The sequence below is a fragment of the Spirosoma horti genome (assembly GCF_054776595.1).
Map to the genome: position 1 here is coordinate 41,615 of NZ_BAAHBQ010000016.1, position 16,942 is coordinate 58,556.

Annotated in this window: 11 protein-coding genes and 1 pseudogene; 9 read left to right on the forward strand and 3 right to left on the reverse strand. The window is 49.5% G+C overall.

What is annotated here, in order from left to right; genetic code table 11:
• Window positions 1–202: 202 nt before the first annotated feature.
• A complete protein-coding gene (locus tag ACYVAM_RS31240; RefSeq protein ID WP_461074084.1) occupies window positions 203–4,387 on the reverse strand; it encodes a hybrid sensor histidine kinase/response regulator transcription factor in 4,185 nt (1,394 codons plus the stop codon).
• Between the two features lie 1,153 nt (window positions 4,388–5,540).
• Window positions 5,541–6,284: pseudogene (locus tag ACYVAM_RS31245) on the reverse strand (NADPH-dependent F420 reductase); the annotation flags it as partial.
• 492 nt (window positions 6,285–6,776) lie between these two features.
• Here ACYVAM_RS31245 and ACYVAM_RS31250 point away from each other — a divergent pair.
• From ACYVAM_RS31250 to ACYVAM_RS31290, 9 genes are all read left to right on the forward strand, one after another.
• A complete protein-coding gene (locus ACYVAM_RS31250; RefSeq protein ID WP_461074085.1) occupies window positions 6,777–7,373 on the forward strand; it encodes a Crp/Fnr family transcriptional regulator in 597 nt (198 codons plus the stop codon).
• A gap of 88 nt (window positions 7,374–7,461) precedes the next feature.
• The gene (locus ACYVAM_RS31255; protein ID WP_461074086.1) at window positions 7,462–7,692 is read left to right on the forward strand and encodes a hypothetical protein; all 231 of its coding nucleotides are present in this window, start codon (window positions 7,462–7,464) and stop codon (window positions 7,690–7,692) included.
• 4 nt (window positions 7,693–7,696) lie between these two features.
• Entirely contained in the window at window positions 7,697–8,149 is a 453-nt protein-coding gene (locus ACYVAM_RS31260; RefSeq protein WP_461074087.1) for a nuclear transport factor 2 family protein, read from the forward strand.
• A gap of 250 nt (window positions 8,150–8,399) precedes the next feature.
• The gene (locus ACYVAM_RS31265; RefSeq protein ID WP_461074088.1) at window positions 8,400–9,002 is read left to right on the forward strand and encodes a phosphatase PAP2 family protein; all 603 of its coding nucleotides are present in this window, start codon (window positions 8,400–8,402) and stop codon (window positions 9,000–9,002) included.
• Window positions 9,003–9,239: 237 nt separating this feature from the next.
• Window positions 9,240–10,049 (forward strand): SDR family NAD(P)-dependent oxidoreductase, encoded by an 810-nt coding sequence (locus tag ACYVAM_RS31270; protein ID WP_461074089.1) that lies wholly within the window; start codon window positions 9,240–9,242, stop codon window positions 10,047–10,049.
• A 9-nt stretch (window positions 10,050–10,058) separates the two neighbouring features.
• Window positions 10,059–10,967, forward strand: coding sequence for a helix-turn-helix domain-containing protein (locus ACYVAM_RS31275; protein ID WP_461074090.1), 909 nt, complete (start codon window positions 10,059–10,061; stop codon window positions 10,965–10,967).
• A gap of 555 nt (window positions 10,968–11,522) precedes the next feature.
• Complete coding sequence (locus ACYVAM_RS31280) at window positions 11,523–12,479, forward strand: poly(ethylene terephthalate) hydrolase family protein (RefSeq protein ID WP_461074091.1); 957 nt, start codon at window positions 11,523–11,525, stop codon at window positions 12,477–12,479.
• Window positions 12,480–12,794: 315 nt separating this feature from the next.
• Window positions 12,795–13,775, forward strand: a complete 981-nt coding sequence (locus ACYVAM_RS31285) for an amidohydrolase family protein (RefSeq protein ID WP_461074092.1) — start codon at window positions 12,795–12,797, stop codon at window positions 13,773–13,775.
• Window positions 13,776–13,947: 172 nt separating this feature from the next.
• Window positions 13,948–14,136, forward strand: coding sequence for a hypothetical protein (locus ACYVAM_RS31290; protein ID WP_461074093.1), 189 nt, complete (start codon window positions 13,948–13,950; stop codon window positions 14,134–14,136).
• A gap of 207 nt (window positions 14,137–14,343) precedes the next feature.
• Here ACYVAM_RS31290 and ACYVAM_RS31295 read toward each other — a convergent pair whose 3' ends face one another.
• Entirely contained in the window at window positions 14,344–16,449 is a 2,106-nt protein-coding gene (locus ACYVAM_RS31295; RefSeq protein WP_461074094.1) for an outer membrane protein assembly factor BamB family protein, read from the reverse strand.
• Window positions 16,450–16,942: the final 493 nt, after the last annotated feature.

Genomic DNA, 16,942 nt, shown 5'->3' on the forward strand with positions numbered 1-16,942 from the left:
ATATGGGTTAGATTTTGGTACTAGAGGGCACGTAACGACAGCCTCCCGAACCACCTGACGATCTACTCCAACGCGGATCGATCCAGGCAACGAAATGCTCGTTAAATACGGATGCAAGTACCGCCAATTCCCATTTAATCGCTGACACTCACGTTTCAATAATTAACACTCACGTTTCATTTTACTGAAAAAGCAGCTGAAATCAGGTTGTTTTTGAAAGACCATTGCGTTGTGAGTTTGTCAGGGCTGTGGCTGATTTACCATACTGAGAGGGTAATACCCCGTAGCGCTCCTGAAATACGCGGGCAAAGTAAGAGAGATTATCAAGCCCGACTGCATAGGCAACCTGAGTCACACTGTACTCTCCGGCATGCAGCAACTCCGCAGCTTTTGCCAGCCGAATATCGCGGATAAACAGGGTAGCGGTCAGGTTGGTAACTGCCTTTAGTTTTCGGTGTAGCTGTGTCCGACTCATGTTGACACCTTCGGCAAGCATTTCGACAGAGAAGTCCGGATCACTCAGGTGCTGATGGACTACGACCGACAGTCGGTCGAGAAATTTCTGCTCACTAACCGGTAAAACAACGTTAACCGCTTCAGCAGTCCCTTTGGTAGGAAGCGGAATAGAGTTGTCCGTTACTACACGCCGGAATAACCGCTGTTGCTTTTCAATCAGGTTGCGTACCCGGGCACGGAGTTCAGCCTGATTGAAGGGTTTGGTCAGGTAATCGTCAGCACCTAGTTCGAAGCCCGTGATCCGATCTCCAGGCGTGGTTTTGGCCGTGAGCATCACCACGGGAATATGGCTGGTGGCTTCCTGGGTTTTCAGGGCTCGGCAAAAACCGAAACCATCAAGCCGGGGCATCATCAGATCACAAATGACAATGTCAGGAACCATCTCCGTCACCCGCTCCAGCCCTTCTACCCCATCCATGGCTTCGATAATCTGGTACTCATTTTCAAAAATATGGCGCACATACATCCGGATATCGGCATTATCATCGATGATGAGCAGGCTATTTTCCGTACCAGGCTGGACGCTCGCCGTGGATACCGCTAAGTCGCTTACTGATGTTGGCAGGTTCAATTGGGCGAGTTGGCTTATTCTACTATCCACCGACAGGGGTATTCCGGCTGATTTAACCAGGATCGTCATGGGCAGCCCTATGGTGAAGGTTGTTCCTTCCCCCAACGTACTGGTTACGCTTACCTCTCCGCCCAGTACCCGAACGAGTTCCTTCACCAAGGCCAACCCAATACCTGTACCCTCATAGGCACGATTCATCTGTCCGTCGGCCGAATCGGATGACCGCTGATAAAAACGCTCGAAGATGTGCGGCAGCTGATCAGGAGCAATACCAATACCGGAATCGTCAACAGAGATCCTTACCTCTGCCGAATCGCTCAATAGAGGATAGTCAACCCGCATCTGAACCTGCTTGCCGGGGGGAGTAAACTTAATGGCGTTTGACAGCAGGTTGGTCACTATTTTTTCGATTCGATCGTGGTCAAATTCGGTCCACCAACTGTCAGCGTTCTGGGTAAAGGAAAATTGAATCCGGCGGCTCTCAGCCAGGGAGGAAAACGATCTGGTCAGTGTCCATAGAAACACCGCCAGGTCACCCGGTTCGGGTTGGGGATTTAACTGGTTGGCCTCAAGCTTGCTTAAGTCGAGTAACTGATTGATCAGATTCAGCAACCGGTTCCCGTTACGCTCCATGATCTCCAGTACCGGTTCGGTGGGCAGTTTACGTTTCAGATCCATGATGGGGCTCAGGATCAAGGTTAAAGGAGTCCGAAATTCGTGGGAAATATTGGTAAAGAACTGGGTTTTAAGTGCATCGAGCTCTGCTAATCGACTGGCCTCTTTTTGCTCAAGCGTTACCTGTTGCTGCAACAACCATCGTTGTTTCTGGAACTGGTACAGTTGCCAGCCAACCAGCAGCAGTACAAAGGAATAAAGTAGATAAGCCCACCAGGTACGGTAATAGGGCGGATGAATCTGAATGGTCAACTGGACAGCTTTGCTCCAAATCTCCCCATTGGCAGAGCCTTGCAGCTCAAATGTATAGGTGCCACTGGGCAATTGGGCATAGTTGGCGAAGCGGTTAGTGCCAGCTTCTACCCAGTTCTGATCGATACCAGCCAGCCGGTATCGATATTGATTTTTAGCCGAATTAGTATAGTCCGTCAACGCAAATTCCAGGGTCAGTAAGTTTTGGGTATGCGACAACTCGAGTTGTCGGGTATCCTCAATACTTTCCGGTAAAATGCTGTTAGCGGCACCCACAGCAACGGCTTCGTTATTGATTTTCAGCCCAATGATATGAACCTGAGGAGCCGATCTGGCAGCCGTAGTCACTACGTCTCTGGGCTGAAACGCTGTCAACCCGTTTACTCCCCCAAAGAGCAGCTCGCCAGATACAGTTTTAAGAAACGAACCCGTATTAAATTCGTCATCCTGAAGCCCATCCGCTTTGGTATACTTACGAAACCTGAATGTGCGGGGATTAAACTGAGCCAGGCCCCGATTGGTACTTATCCAGAGATTTTTAAACTCATCTGTCAGAATACCATAGACCACTTTGTTGGGCAGACCCTGGGCTTCGGTGAAATGCCGGAACTGCCCTGTTTGTTTATCGAGCCGATCCAGCCCGCCCCCTTTCGTACTGATCCAAAGGTAGTTGTCTGGCCGATCAGGATCGTCGATCGTGCTTGACACAAAATCGTTGCTCAGGCTTTCAGGTTTAGTACTATCGTTTTTATAAATCGTAAAAGACGGCGTTGACTGCAGATGATCGACCCGGATAAGACCACTCTGTGTACCAATCCAGCCCGTACCGGCCCCATCGAAATACAGGGAGTAGGTCTCTGTTTCGGCGGCCTGCCTGGGCAGCAAACGCTGGTAAGAAAAAACGGTAAAGGTTTCTGTCGCCGGGTCGAACTTTACGAGCTTCCCATGCATCGCCCCGATCCAGAGATGGCCGGCTTTGTCTTCCCGGGTTTGGTTCCCGTATAAACCGAAGGCAATGCCAGGCGGCAGCAAGTAGGTCTTGATTTGTTGCCAATTCGTGGAAAACTTAACGAGTCGATGAGCCGGAGGATCGGCCTGATCGTTAGCCATAGATGCCCAGAAAAACCCCTTATGATCCTGAATGATGTAAGCTGGCCGGTCCTCTACCGGTATGCCGCTTTTCTGTAGAATAGGAATTCGGCGATTGGTGGAGCGATCTAGCCGTCCAAAGTCGAACTGGCTCCGCACATAAGTCTGCCCCTGTTTATCCTGAAATAAGTACGAGAGAGAGAGGTTGGGCAGGTAAGCTTTAAATTGCTTGATACGGGGACTAAATTTACGCAGACCATAGCCTGCCGTACCTACCCAGATATTGCCCGTTCGGTCAATGAGGAGTTTGGTAATGGCAAACAGATTCGGCGGCATAATGGCAAACGCATTGCGGGCCGACAGGTTATCCTGTGCATAGAGTTGAGCAGGCGACAAAAGCCACAAAAAGTCTGGCGTTGCCACAGCTACAGTATGGTCATCAAGTTTATCCAGATATACATTGTCGTTTTTTGTCGGTGGCATCCTGATCACCTTTCGTTTCGTCTGTTGCCAGCCAACGAGTGTATCCGCACTGAATCCAAACCAGTAGTCAGGTTGTTGCCCATCTGGTGTTGCCTCAAACAGTGTGGCCAATGCCCCAAAGCGTTTGATTTGCGAATAGCTGGCAGGTTGCGGCTTCCGCCAATTCAGTGTGTATAGCTCTCTGGCCGCACTCACCACCGCCTGGCCATTACCATGAAAGCTAATCCGCGTTGGGGCACTACCACCGCTTACGCCATGTAACGGAAATGAAAATCGGCTAAATCGAACCTGGGGCGTAGCATCAGCCTGCTGGGGAAAACCGTTCCGTAGCGAATCAGACAAGGTTATTTTAACCAGTTTATTCTGGCTGGTACCTACCCAGATGTTGCCTTCCGGATCTTCTGCCAACAGGTTAATCTCATAATTTCCTGCATCGGGATAGGCCGGATCACTCATATCGATCGGGTAGAACCGTTGCGTTCGCTCATCATATAGATTGAGTCCCCGGTTCAAGGTTCCTACCCACAAGCGCCCATGACGATCAACCAGTAAGGTGGAACAGGCATTAGATGACAGGCTGTACTTGTTATAGGCATTGTGTGTAAAAACGGTGAAATTATAGCCGTCATAGCGATTCAGACCGTCTTTGGTAGCTGCCCAGATGAAGCCCTTATGATCTTGTTTGAGATCATAGATCATGCCTTGCGACAAGCCTTCGGATATGGTAATTTCCTGCCAGCCCTTAAGTTGAGCGAGGCTAAAAAAAGGCTGTAACCAGAATACCAAACAAAGAAAGCGCATTCAACGTATTTTTCTGAAAAGGTAAGTAAACAGCCTATTTGCAGGTTCAATCAATCCTCTGCTTAAGTGGATGCTTGTGATACCTCAGCAAGACAATCAGACCTTTGTTTAAAAGCCAAGAAGCGTTTACGGCTAGATTCCTTTGTACAAATTTATTCGCTCAGCGTAATCGACCGATTTTAGGGTAAAAGTATATATAAAGTGATAAAAAGAAACACTAAACATTCATTCATTTGAATGAAATGTATCCAGGCATTCTACCGATTTATAGACATAAAGAGCAGTCTCAGTAACTGGCGCTTCGACAGGAACTGGCAAGACAACGATCATTTATTTGGCACAAAACGGCTACACAGTTTATGGAGGGGCACGCAGGATGAAAAAAATGCAAAACCTCAGCGATTAGATTATCCAGCAGATGAGGAGTAGAACCAAGCAGTAGGAATCACTACCTGAGAATAGATCGTCTGTATTTCATCCCAGTAGAAGCTGGATCGTTATCGGAATCAGGAAAGCTGGTCATTACGAAGGGGGAGTTGATTCCATTACCAGTCCATGAAAGATGGCTCCATGAGTGGGTCAAAAGTACAGTCGATCACCTTGGGGAGAATCGGATATTGATATGAGCTGGTCACTCAAGGGCCCTTGGTAGATTTACAGAAGGGAAGGAGTTTAATGGTAGTTTTTTTGGCGAATCCGCCCCATCGAGTTGGTCCCCATACCAACTAATGCCGACTCTGCTTATGTAGAGCAGGTCTCAGGTAACGGATTAAATCAGTCGTAAAGCGGCCTTTTAATTTCTTTGAAGACTAAACTAAGACCAAAATGTGTCTTTTATAAAGGCCAGGTAGTTGCCAATTACGTTGGCTTCTTTGAATTAATCAGCCTCCGTAGGCGACTGATTTAGGTGGACAGCCGTTTAAACTTACGAAGGGTTTTCTATTCAACTCGTTTAGTTAATCGTCCGATTGCGACTGGCACGATCCAAGATGTAAACAAAACGCAAAACTGGATTTTCATTCCCTTTATCCTTTCCTGTAGCCCAAAATCGTGTCATTGAAAAGCCGCACCAGTAGGAACTGAGTGCGGCTTTTTATGTAAGTCGGTATACGCCTACAAGCACTTATTTGTGTTAAGGGGAGCGGGTTAGAAGCTAGTCCAGCTTGATGCCCTGAGCTTTCATTTGCTTTTCCAGAGCAGCGTGGTTGGCCAAAAACTGCGCGTGTTGCTGCTGGGTGCGCTCTGTACCCAGGCTTTCCAACTGCTGCCGTAGCTCCTTGGCCGATAGGTCGGCTGCGTAGCAGGGTGTGCCGGGCTGTTGCCGCCACGATTCATGCAGACGACCATCATCCACGGCATCGAAGCCCAGTTCCTCCACCAGAGCCATTACTTTTTGCTTGGCAGCCGGGTCATCGCCAGCCACTGGCAACCCAATACGATCGGGTGAGCCGACGGGCTGTCCCAATTTTTCAAGGTGGTCGGCCAGGATATTGTTGAACACCTTGACCACAGGCCGGCCCAGGTGCTGCTGTACCCATTCGCTTTCGGTCAGATCGCCCTGCTCAAGTTCAGAGATGTGTCCATCCCGCAACATAGGGTAGTAGTTGCTGGTATCAATGACGGGCACCTCAGCGGGTACGCCATCGAACAAGTCTTTGGGTAGATCGGGAATGTTTTTCAGTGGAATGGTCACCACGATGATTTCGCCGTAGCGAGCCGCTTCATGGGACGTAACGGGAGTAGCGCCGGTTTTTTGGGCCACCTCACCCAGCGTTTCAGGGCCACGCGAGTTGGCAATAGCCACTGAATGGCCGAGGCTAGTGAGCCGAAGGGCCAGGGCACTGCCGATGAAGCCGGCCCCAATGATTCCTATTTTCATTATTGATTTTATTAACGAGTTATGAGTTTTTGCTTGGTATAGCTCCGGATTTTAACCCAGCGGTAAGCAAATTGTTTATCAACGCCTGGTCGGAAGGTAGCGTCAAGGTCTCCACGGCTTGTGCATTTGATGTTCGCCCAATTCCTTATGCCAGCCGTATCGGAGATGGCCCTCTTTACGTTGAGTTGAAAACGCTTAAAGGCGGTCGATGAACTCGAAAATCAGTATACCTATAGGCTGAAGTGTCACAGCATGTAAAGTGGTAATCCGGATCGCCATGTGGAAAGCCCGCTGAATCTTGCAGAAAGAGGTTTTTAAGACACTGATTTTTTACTATCTGTTCGAGGCTATCAGTCACATAGGTAGCGGTATCAAACGCCTTCCGAGTTCAAAAAACAATCGAGCCATTTTCGGAAAACTAAGCAGTGTATTGGCTATAGAATTCTGATTTCGGGAAATGATTGATAAATTGGGCTATAAGATCAACGGCAGGTAGGACCTTAACGGATTATGCAGCAGGATTGGGTTGCTATGCGGATGGCATTTAACCAGTTAGTTCCCCTTTCTGATGAGGTATGGGAGGCTGTGCTCGCCATTGCTCACCCAACCACCTACGAAAAGAAACGCATTCTGCTGGAACCTGGCCAGGTCTGCGACCGGATGCAGTTTATTCACCAGGGCGCGATACGGTCGTATCGTATTCAGGAAGGGGTAGACATTACGTATTTCTTTTTCTTCCCCGATTCATTTGCCTTTGCAACTGACTTTGCCAGTTTCAAAACCGATTTACCCTCTCACTATTACCTCGAATGTATTGACGACTGCCAGGTAACAACGTTCTACCGATCTGACATTTACGATTTATACGAACGGTACCCGCAAATGCAAAAATTCGGTCGGTTAATGGCCGAATATGCGTACCTGATGATGGATCGGCGGATGAGTCACTTTCAGTTTCACAACCTGGAAACCCGGTATCTAGCCTTGTTACAGGAGGAGCCAGCCTTGCTCCAGCGAGTGCCTCAGCACTTGATTGCCACCTACTTAGGTGTAACGCCAGAGAGTTTAAGCCGGGTTAAACAACAGGTTGCCCGCCTGAAAAAATAGGCAATTTCGCTTCTTACCATACATCAATGCATGGGCTCCGGGGGCCTTTTATCTTTGTATCAGTCATTTAAGAAACTGACACAAACCCATGAAAACTCCCCAACTCCGCAAACTGACCCGGTGGATTCACCTGCTCTGTGCAGCCGCTATCGGCACCTATGTATACGCTCCGTGGCACCACCTTGCCTGGTTTACCCTCCTGATGCAGATCGTGGTTATACCCGGCTTGGGCCTAACCGGCCTCTGGCTGTGGAAAGGCCACCTGCTGCGTCGGAAAACCGCTGCTCGGTCCTTACCTCTTCACCCCCTAACTGCCTGAAATCATGTATCATTCAATCGTGAAAAAGCTGGCCCTTCAGAGTTTTGAGCACCTGAATCGGGGCAACTATGAAGAGGTGCTCAAGAGTATTTCACCGGCCATCACGCATACGTTCAGCGGTCATCACGCGCTGGGTGGCACCCGGCATAGTATCGGCGCCATGCGCCAATGGTTTCAACGCCTGTTTCGTCTGTCGCCTGGCCTGGCTTTCGAGATTCAGAATGTAGCCGTGAGTGGCTGGCCCTGGAACACGACCATTGCGGTCGAGTGGATTGACCGGGCTACCCCCGCCGATGGCTCAGATTATGTGAATGAGGGTGTGCATGTGATAAAAATGCGCTGGGGCAAAGTGGTGTATTTACATGCCTACCTGGATACTGCGCTGACTATTGCCATGTGCGAACGGCTGGCCGCCCATGGGTTTCCTGAAGCGTTGGCCGCTCCCATTGAAGATTAAGCAGATCGGCATTGCCAGAAGCAAAGGGTACTGCTTTACAACGTCCTCTTTCAGCTCAATCATTCTGTATAAGAAGCAGATACCTGAACGTCTTTTTGGCTCAGGAGGAAGCGATTTGTGATATCTCATTCTTGAAACTAAAGTTTTTGTAGATTGGCTATCCGATAGGTGATTAGATAACATAAGAACTTGAAGAGCAGCTTAAGATCAAAAAACTACCTCCTCCTGTTGAGTCGTCGGATGCTTACTTATGAAACCTGTTTCCCCCTTTATCATTAGCGCATCAAAGGCAATCTCCATGCTGGGGCATCCCCTTCTTACAATTACTTTATTTGCCCTCTATGTAACGTTCCTACAGTTACCCATCAGGAATGCCATGATCATCTCCACATGGCTATTGGGTGGGGTGGTGTTACCGATCTCATGGTATAATTACCGAAAGGTTAAGCGAGGTCAATACACTAATTTTGATGTGTCCGATCAACGGCAACGTGCTCAATTTTATCCCGTCTTGATTGGGGCCATATCCCTGTTGACAGGCCTTCTGTTTGCCACTCATCAGCCCCGCCCTTTTTGCTATGGAACAGCCTGCGTTTTGCTGTTGGTGATCAGTTCGTATGGGGTGAACCGGTATGTCAAAGCGTCTTTACATACATCGCTCTCCTTTTTTCTGACTTGGGCGATCTATAGTATCAATCAACCTTTAGGCTTACTGATGGGGGTTTTCTCTCTCTTCATTGGCGGCTCCAGGCTGGTGTTAAGGAGGCATACTTTATGGGAGGTCTTAGTCGGGGCATTGCTTGGCTTGATAGCCGGTACTGCCTTATACAGACTTGTCGCATTGTCATATTAGCAGGTACACGACATAGCCTACGCGACGGATTGAAATAGATAGACCTAAAAAATAAGCCTTCTGTAAAACATTTAATTTTTTAGTACTCGTTGGTCGTATGATAACTGGCTAAATAAGTATTGACGTTTCGCGCCCCATTTCTTCCCGACTTTAGGATACAACCAACCGACTTTTGATTCCGGTCGGCTGGTGCATATCTATCGAACTTTGCGTCTCAAATTTGATGCAAAACACAACATGAAATACACACTAGTCACAGGAGCATCCGGCGGGATCGGCGAGGCCCTGGTTAGAAAACTGGCTCAAAATAAACATAACCTTGTGCTGGTGGCCCGCAATGAAGAGAAATTGGCCCAGATCAGCCAGCAACTGCAAGCGCAATACCAGATCCAGGCTCCCTTTATTGCGGCCGATCTAACCCAGCCAAATGCACCCTTCCAAATCTATGAACAAACTCAAAAGCAAAACTGGGAAATTGATCTATTGATCAATAATGCAGGCATTGGCTCCGGAGGTGAATTCGCCCAACTGTTGCTGCAATCGGAATTGGACTTACTGCAGCTCAACAATGCTTCGTTGCTCGCCATGACGCATCTTTTCCTGCAACCGATGAGAGCCCGTCAGCAAGGCACAATCATCAATGTGGCTTCGATGGCGGCCTTTATGCCGGTTCCTTACATGGCCACCTATGCGGCCAGTAAAATGTTTGTCCGTTCGTTTACCGAAGCACTAACTCAAGAATGTAAACCCTACAATGTCCAGGTTATGCTTTTTTCACCGGGATTGACGAAGACTAATTTTAATCAAGCAGCGGGTATCAATAATGAGAAGGGGGTTGGGCTCAGCGCTGATTATGATACCGCTGCCGTTCAAATGCCCGAAGATGTTGCCGATGAACTGGTAAACGCGCTGGCGGCAAAAAAAGCCTTTCATGTATCGGGAAGCAGAAACCGATTTGGATCCCGCCTGCTGGCCTTATTGCCAAATGCCATGATTACCAGTGCTATCGCCCGCTCCTATCGTAAAAAACTAGCGTTGCAACCCTAACTTGCCGACATGAAAACGACGGAAACCGTTCATATCCAATCGATCGCACAGCTCCATCAGTTATTGCAGCTCCCCAAATCGAAGCATCCGCTCATCAGCTTGATCAGGTTCGAGGATGTTCCCCAAATCAAGATCGAACAACGTACCCGGCTGATCACAGACTTCTACCAGATAACCCTAAAGACAGAATGCCCTTGCAAGATCCAGTATGGGCAAAGCCAATTTGACTTTGACGAAGGGGTCATGTCCTGCTTTGCCCCCAAGCAGGTAAGCTTTCTGGATAAAGATTTTACCCCGGCCAAAAAAGGGTGGCAGCTCTCGGTCCATCCCGATTTTCTGCGGACGTTTCCGCTGAGCAGTAAAATAAAAACCTATGGTTATTTCGACTACGCCGTCAACGAAGCGTTGATCCTCTCCGAAGAAGAGCAGTGCGAAATCGAACACATTTTTGGCCAACTGGAGAAAGAATCGATTCGGCCTATTGATCAGTTCAGCCAGGAGGTATGGATGGCTAGCCTTGAGTTGTTGCTGACGTATTGTAATCGCTATTATAACCGGCAATTTATCACCCGAAAGGCCGTCGGCAGCGAGCTCGTCGACAAGGTTGAGCAGTTACTCTACGACTATTTCAAATCCGAAGAGCCCAAAGGCCTGCCCACGGCTCACTATGTAGCAGACGCCTTGCATCTATCGCCCAAATACTTGAGTGATTGTTTGAAGCAACTAACGGGTAGCACGACCCAACAATTGATCCATGAGCAGCTTATCGAAGAGGCCAAAGAAAAATTGACGACTACGAGTTTAACGGTCAGTGAAATCGCCTACGTCCTTGGGTTCGAATATCCCCAATCCTTCAGTAAATTGTTCAAGGCCAAAACCGAGCAGACACCGCTGCAATTCAGGGCAGGGTTCAATTAACTGTTGGTGTCGTTTTACTAGTTCATTTCAGGAAATACCATGTGGTTAGTGAAGAGATACGTGTTGAAATTTCTCCATCCGCTAAAAACAGGACAAGAGGGACCCATGATCTGAGACAATCCATCAACCACTGTTATTCTCACTTAGGAGTATTTTCATGAGATTATTCTTTTTCAAAATACCCTCTGAGAATTAATTAAAGTCCATCGCAATCAGAGCGTGCGGGCATCCGAAGGTGGCTTCGCACTCAGCACGTTTCAAGTTTCTATTTAATGACTTTTACAGCCCGGAATGCCATTATTGTTACTAATAACTATATCTTTAGTTTAATAACTAATTAAATAGTTATATTGCCCCAAAAACAACCTCTATATGGGCAAGGTACTGTACTTGGGATTCTGTCTGATCATCTCCTGGTCAATCTCTAAGCCGGTTAAATGGCAAATTGAGAATGGCCACTATGGACCCTATCCGATTGGATTTAAAACGGAGCTCCACTATGATAGCATTCGAAGCTATAAGCCTGACAGGGGCATACCATACCGACCCTTATCTATGCATGTTTGGTACCCTGCTCAGAAAGCAGCAAGCGATAAGCCCATGTCCTATAGGACGTATATCGAGTTAGAAACTCAACGCGAGGGGTCTATTCTAGCCGATTCAGCCCAGGTCAGTGCGTCTTGTACCAATATGGTGGGGGGCTATCGCCAGTACGCCACCACGTTCATGAAAAATCTTTCCATAAACGTATGGGATATATTACAGGCACCGACCAAAGCGATTTATAACGCAGCGCCTATCAATCGGCGGTTTCCAGTTATTATCTATGCGCCTTCGCTAAGCAAACCAGCTAATCAAAACCATATTGCCTGTGAGTACTTAGCCAGCCACGGTTATGTGATCATTTCCGTCGCGTCAGCCGGTCAGCAAGGGCAAACAATGACCAAAGATACCGCTGGTATCATGGCTCAGGTTAGGGACATGGAATACGTCATGGCGCAGGCTTTCCGGCTCCCTAGTGTTGATACGTCTAGAATCGGTACGTTTGGATTCAGTTGGGGAGGTATGGCTAATGTCATCTATCAAATGCGCAATCCGACTGTAAAAGCATTGGCCTGCTGGGATGGCAGCACCGAGTACCAGGATTACGATTTTATCAAAACCGTACGCGATTTCAACCCGGCCAAATTAGTTGTGCCTTACTTATATCTAAGTAATCAAAACGAGGACTGGTCTACTTTCCCGTTTTTTCGTTCATTGGCAACAACTAACAAGCACTTATACCGGCTTAAAAAACTGGACCATGCGGAGTTCACGTCCTATTGGGCCTTCTACGCTTCGATCAAGCCGACTACTTCCTATCAAACGGATAGTTACTGGGCTTTGTGTCACTACACATTAGCCTTTTTCGATGCTTACCTAAAGGACAGTAAAAAAGCTAAAAAGATACTTCGGCAGTCAAGTGAGGAAAATGGTTTCAGTTCAAAAACAATTGCTCAAGTGTCGATATAGCGGAGCTATATACTCTGTTAGCCAAAGCATACCACCTTAGGCCAAATACTTGTGAAGTGCCCGTTTCATTGAAGGCACCATAAATACCCTCCTCATCTCACTTTGAGGAGGGTTTGGTGAGCATCTGCCGTTTACAATAGTTGCCTACTATTCTGTTCATTGTCCAGTGGTACAACTCGGCAAGTCGTTTGGTGCTGGATCTTGTGGCTCTATTCAGAGCACACATTTTCTTTTCGACTATAATAAGCTGGTGTTCGGCTACAGTTGTTATTTAAATGGAAACGAATTTTGTGCTCCTAAAAAAGACCATGTAACATGAAGCTAATCGCCATCGAAGAACATTTTCTGACTAAAGCCGTCGAGGATGAGTGGAAAAACGTTGCTGATCCCAACGACCCAACTCACAAATTACATATCGGCGAGATCGGCAATCGTTTAAATGAAATCGGCGACACGCGTCTTCGATTGATGAACGAAACCGGCGTTGACGTGCAGGTACTTTCGCTCACCAGTCCGAGTTTACACAATCTAGGCCCTGATAGTGTAGCTCTCGCCAAATTGACGAATGATTATGTGGCGGAAATTGTCAGAAAGACGCCCGAACGATTTCAAGGGTTGGCCGCCTTGCCGATGGCCGTGCCAAAAGAAGCCGCCAACGAATTAACCCGTTCGGTGAAGCATCTTGGCTTAAAAGGAGCGATGGTGTGCGGACGAACTCGAGAGAAAAATCTGGACCATCCCGATTATTGGGAACTCTTTGAATGCGCTCAAACGCTCGGCGTTCCCTTGTTCATCCATCCCCAAATTCCACAGAAAGCCGCCAGGGATGTTTACTATTCAGGATTTGACGAGCTGACGGACCTGGCCTTTTCAACGTTTGGGCTTGGGTGGCATTACGAAGCGGGTATCCAATTTGTTCGGTTAGTATTAGCCGGGGTCTTTGACCGGTTTCCTAATCTGCAAATCATCCTCGGCCACTGGGGAGAAGTGATTTTGTTCTACACCGAACGGTTGGCTTCCCTGAACCGAGTCACCAAGCTTGACAAACCGTTTATTGATTACATTCGCCAGAATTTGTATGTAACGGCTAGTGGCATGTTCAGTCCCTCGTACCTGCAACGATCAGTTGACATTATCGGAATCGACCGTATCCTTTTTTCGACTGATTATCCCTACCAATACCGGCCTGGCCGGGAGGCCCGTACCTTTGTCGAAGCAACCAACTTAAGCCAGGAAGACAAGGAAAAATTTTCTTTCGCCAATTGGGAACGCTTAACCCGTGTACCGACGAGATGACCAGTCAAGCTGAGAACAACACGAAAAATAGGCCCTGAATTTATCCTATACAACAACGGCCGATACAACGCATAAAAACGATCAGCGAATTTCATCGGTTGAGAGGGCTAGCCCAACTCGATCATTCATTCCTCAGCGTAGCTGGTTCCAGGCCGGGGCAACGGACGGCTTCATGACGAAATTCGACAACTTCCACACTGGGATCGCCGACTTCGTCGATCGCGTCGTCCCGGTCCTGCGCGAACGCGGCCTCTTCCACGACGGCCACGAGGGAAAGACCCTCCGCGCTTACCTGGGGTTGCCACCGCAATACGAACTCGACTCCCGTATCGCAACCAGCCCGACAAGAGCAACAAGTTAAGATGAGATCCGTCTCTTGAAACCTCCAATTATAATCGAAGCAGCACGTATTCAGGATGGTTCGCCATACCATCTTAGGGAAACAGCTCCCTGGAATAAAGTAAGTAGGATAGGCCGATAAAAGAGGGTTGGGTAGCGCCCAACCCTAGCTGGCCGATTCCTGTTTCTCATGAAACGGTAGACAACCTATGAACGACGAAGAAGCGGTTTATGGCAACGCAAACGCCACGTACCGATCGCCCGATTTTGTTTTGAGTTTGCCACCCCCGCAGGCAATCACCACGTACTGCTTGCCATTAACGGCGTAGGTACTCGGCGATGCATAGCCCGCAGCGGGCAGTTTGGCGCGCCAGAGTTCACGGCCCGTTTTTCGGTCGAAAGCCCGGATCAGCTCGTCGCGGGAGGAAGCGATGAAGAGCAGTCCGCCCGCCGTAACGGCCGGGGCGCCATAATTGTCGGTACCCGTCGGAGGGATTCCCTTCGCCACCAGTTCGGGGTATTCGCCCAGCGGGACTTGCCAGCGGTGTTCGCCCGTATTCAGGTCGATCGCCGTCAGCGTGCCCCAGGGTGGGCGGCTCACAGGATACCCGGACCGGTCATACCAGCGGGTAAACCCGGTATGGTGGTAGGGTGCCGTGTTCAGACCCGCGTTGCTGGCGACGGAGGTAGTTTTGCCGAACAGAAAATCCACGATGGCCTTGCGCTCAGTTTCTTTCAGGTGGGTGAAGGCAGGCATCATGCCCTGGCCTTTGGCCAGCACCTGGGCCACGGATGTGGGGTTGCGTTTTTGAGAAATGCCCATCAGAGTCGGATAGGTTCCGTCGTGACTGCCTTCCCGGTTTTGACCGTGGCAGGACGCACAGTGGGTTTGGTAGAGCTGGCTGCCAGTGCGATCGACGGCCTGAGCTGACGCCGAACCGGCGGGTGTCGGAACCAGCCCCATAGTGACCGGTATTTGTTTGGCGGGAACATACATAATACCAGCTTCGTCCACGGCGGCTCCGCCCCACTGCGCGCCCCCGTCGGTGCCGGGGAAAAACACGGTACGGTTAGGACTCAGCGGGAGTGGAATGAACTCCTTCCCTGATTGCCAGCGCCGGAGCTGGGCCAGCACCGTGTCGCGGTCGGTGACAAAGTCGTTAATATCGCTTTCCGAAAACGATTGCCGGGTAAAAGGAGCGGGTTTGAGGGGAATCGGCTGGGTAGGCCAGGCTTTCTCCCCCGGAACGGTAGATGCGGGCATGGGTCGTTCTTCAATGGGGAACAGCGGCTTCCCCGTGACCCGGTCGAAGACAAACAGGAACCCTTGTTTGGATAAAACCGAAACGGCATCCACCTTTTTTCCGCCATGAACGACGGTGAATAAATTGGGCGGGGCCGGAATGTCGCGGTCCCAGATGTCGTGGTGAATCGTCTGAAAATGCCAGCGTCGCTTGCCCGTGGCTGCATCGAGGGCGATGAGGCTATTGCCGAACAGGTTCTGGCCGGGCCGGGTGCTGCCGTATAAATCGAATGCCGCCGTTCCTGTGGGCACATACACAATGCCGCGCTGCCGGTCGATGGCCATGCCCATCCAGTTGTTGGCTCCGCCGAAGTTGCGGTATCCGTCTTTCGGCCAGGTGTCGGCCCCGTACTCGCCGGGGTGTGGAATGGTGTGGAAGGTCCAGACGATCCGCCCCGTATGCAGGTCGTAGGCGCGCACGTCGCCGGGCAGGGCCGGGGCGATCTCCGACACGCGGTGGCCCATGATGAGCAGATTTTTATACACGACACCCGGCGTGTTACTCACCACATACTCGTCGGCTCCGGGGCGGGCCAGGCCCTCTTTCAGGTTGATTTTTCCGCCTTTCCCAAAACTGGGCAGCGGTTTCCCCGTTCGGGCGTCGAGGGCATAGAGCAGCGAGCCGTAGGCGAAGAAAATCCGAGCCTCCCGTCCATCGGTCCAGTACGTAACTCCACGACTATTCATGGCGAAGGTATCGTCGGTGAAGGCCGTTTTCCAAATCTCCTTACCCGTGGCCGCGTCGAGCGCAAAGGCCTGCGATCCCGCTGAAACACCATACAGCACGCCGTCGACGATGAGCGGATTGCACTGAATCTGGGTATTATTTTTGAGCGTATCGACTCCGCCCGAGGCATATTCCCAGGCAACTTTTAAGCCCGCAACGTTACCGGGATTAAGCTGCGTAAGGGGCGAAAAATGGTTGCGATCGGGCCCGCCGTTGTATTCGGGCCAGTCGGTGGTGGCGGGTTTATCGGTCAGGCTGAGCAGGCCAAGGGTCAGGAGTAAGGCGGGATAGGTGAACCGTTTCATGAGTAGGATTTTAGGAACGTAAAAATGACAGAAAGTAGTGGTGATCGCTGAACGTATGTGACTCAGGGACACCGGACAAACTGTCGGCATTATCGTTTAATGCCCCTTGCTATAGGGCTGTTCCATTAAGGGATTTAGGGTAGACAACTTCGCTATTAGTAAGGGGTGTGCGACTGGTATGTGTTGACAATTGTTAAAAGAAACTATACCCCTCCTCTACTCAAACCCGGTCAATTAAACAGCCGAATAAAATCAAGATAAGCCAATCTGAACTTTATTCTCATCCCTTTTCCAAAGTAGTTTAACAAATAAGCCATGGCCGCGCCCAGATTCACTGGGCGCGGCCATGGCTTGTTTATAAGTTCGTATGTACGATACGACGAAATTACCTGTAGTACTCTTACTAAAAGTTAACGGTAAAGAGTAGCAGCCGCAACCGTTGAGTCCTTACAACGAGTTGAGGATGCGGGCGTAAATGTTGTTGGTTGGGTTG

Bases quoted from the DNA above. Each gene is read 5' to 3' on its own strand.
- ACYVAM_RS31260 (WP_461074087.1), top strand. From the start codon at position 7,697: ATGTATCATTCAATCGTGAAAAAGCTGGCCCTTCAGAGTTTTGAGCAC.
- ACYVAM_RS31295 (WP_461074094.1), bottom strand. From the start codon at position 16,449: ATGAAACGGTTCACCTATCCCGCCTTACTCCTGACCCTTGGCCTGCTC.
- ACYVAM_RS31270 (WP_461074089.1), top strand. From the start codon at position 9,240: ATGAAATACACACTAGTCACAGGAGCATCCGGCGGGATCGGCGAGGCC.
- ACYVAM_RS31250 (WP_461074085.1), top strand. From the start codon at position 6,777: ATGCAGCAGGATTGGGTTGCTATGCGGATGGCATTTAACCAGTTAGTT.
- ACYVAM_RS31280 (WP_461074091.1), top strand. From the start codon at position 11,523: ATGCATGTTTGGTACCCTGCTCAGAAAGCAGCAAGCGATAAGCCCATG.
- ACYVAM_RS31285 (WP_461074092.1), top strand. From the start codon at position 12,795: ATGAAGCTAATCGCCATCGAAGAACATTTTCTGACTAAAGCCGTCGAG.
- ACYVAM_RS31265 (WP_461074088.1), top strand. From the start codon at position 8,400: ATGAAACCTGTTTCCCCCTTTATCATTAGCGCATCAAAGGCAATCTCC.
- ACYVAM_RS31240 (WP_461074084.1), bottom strand. From the start codon at position 4,387: ATGCGCTTTCTTTGTTTGGTATTCTGGTTACAGCCTTTTTTTAGCCTC.
- ACYVAM_RS31255 (WP_461074086.1), top strand. From the start codon at position 7,462: ATGAAAACTCCCCAACTCCGCAAACTGACCCGGTGGATTCACCTGCTC.
- ACYVAM_RS31275 (WP_461074090.1), top strand. From the start codon at position 10,059: ATGAAAACGACGGAAACCGTTCATATCCAATCGATCGCACAGCTCCAT.
- ACYVAM_RS31290 (WP_461074093.1), top strand. From the start codon at position 13,948: ATGACGAAATTCGACAACTTCCACACTGGGATCGCCGACTTCGTCGAT.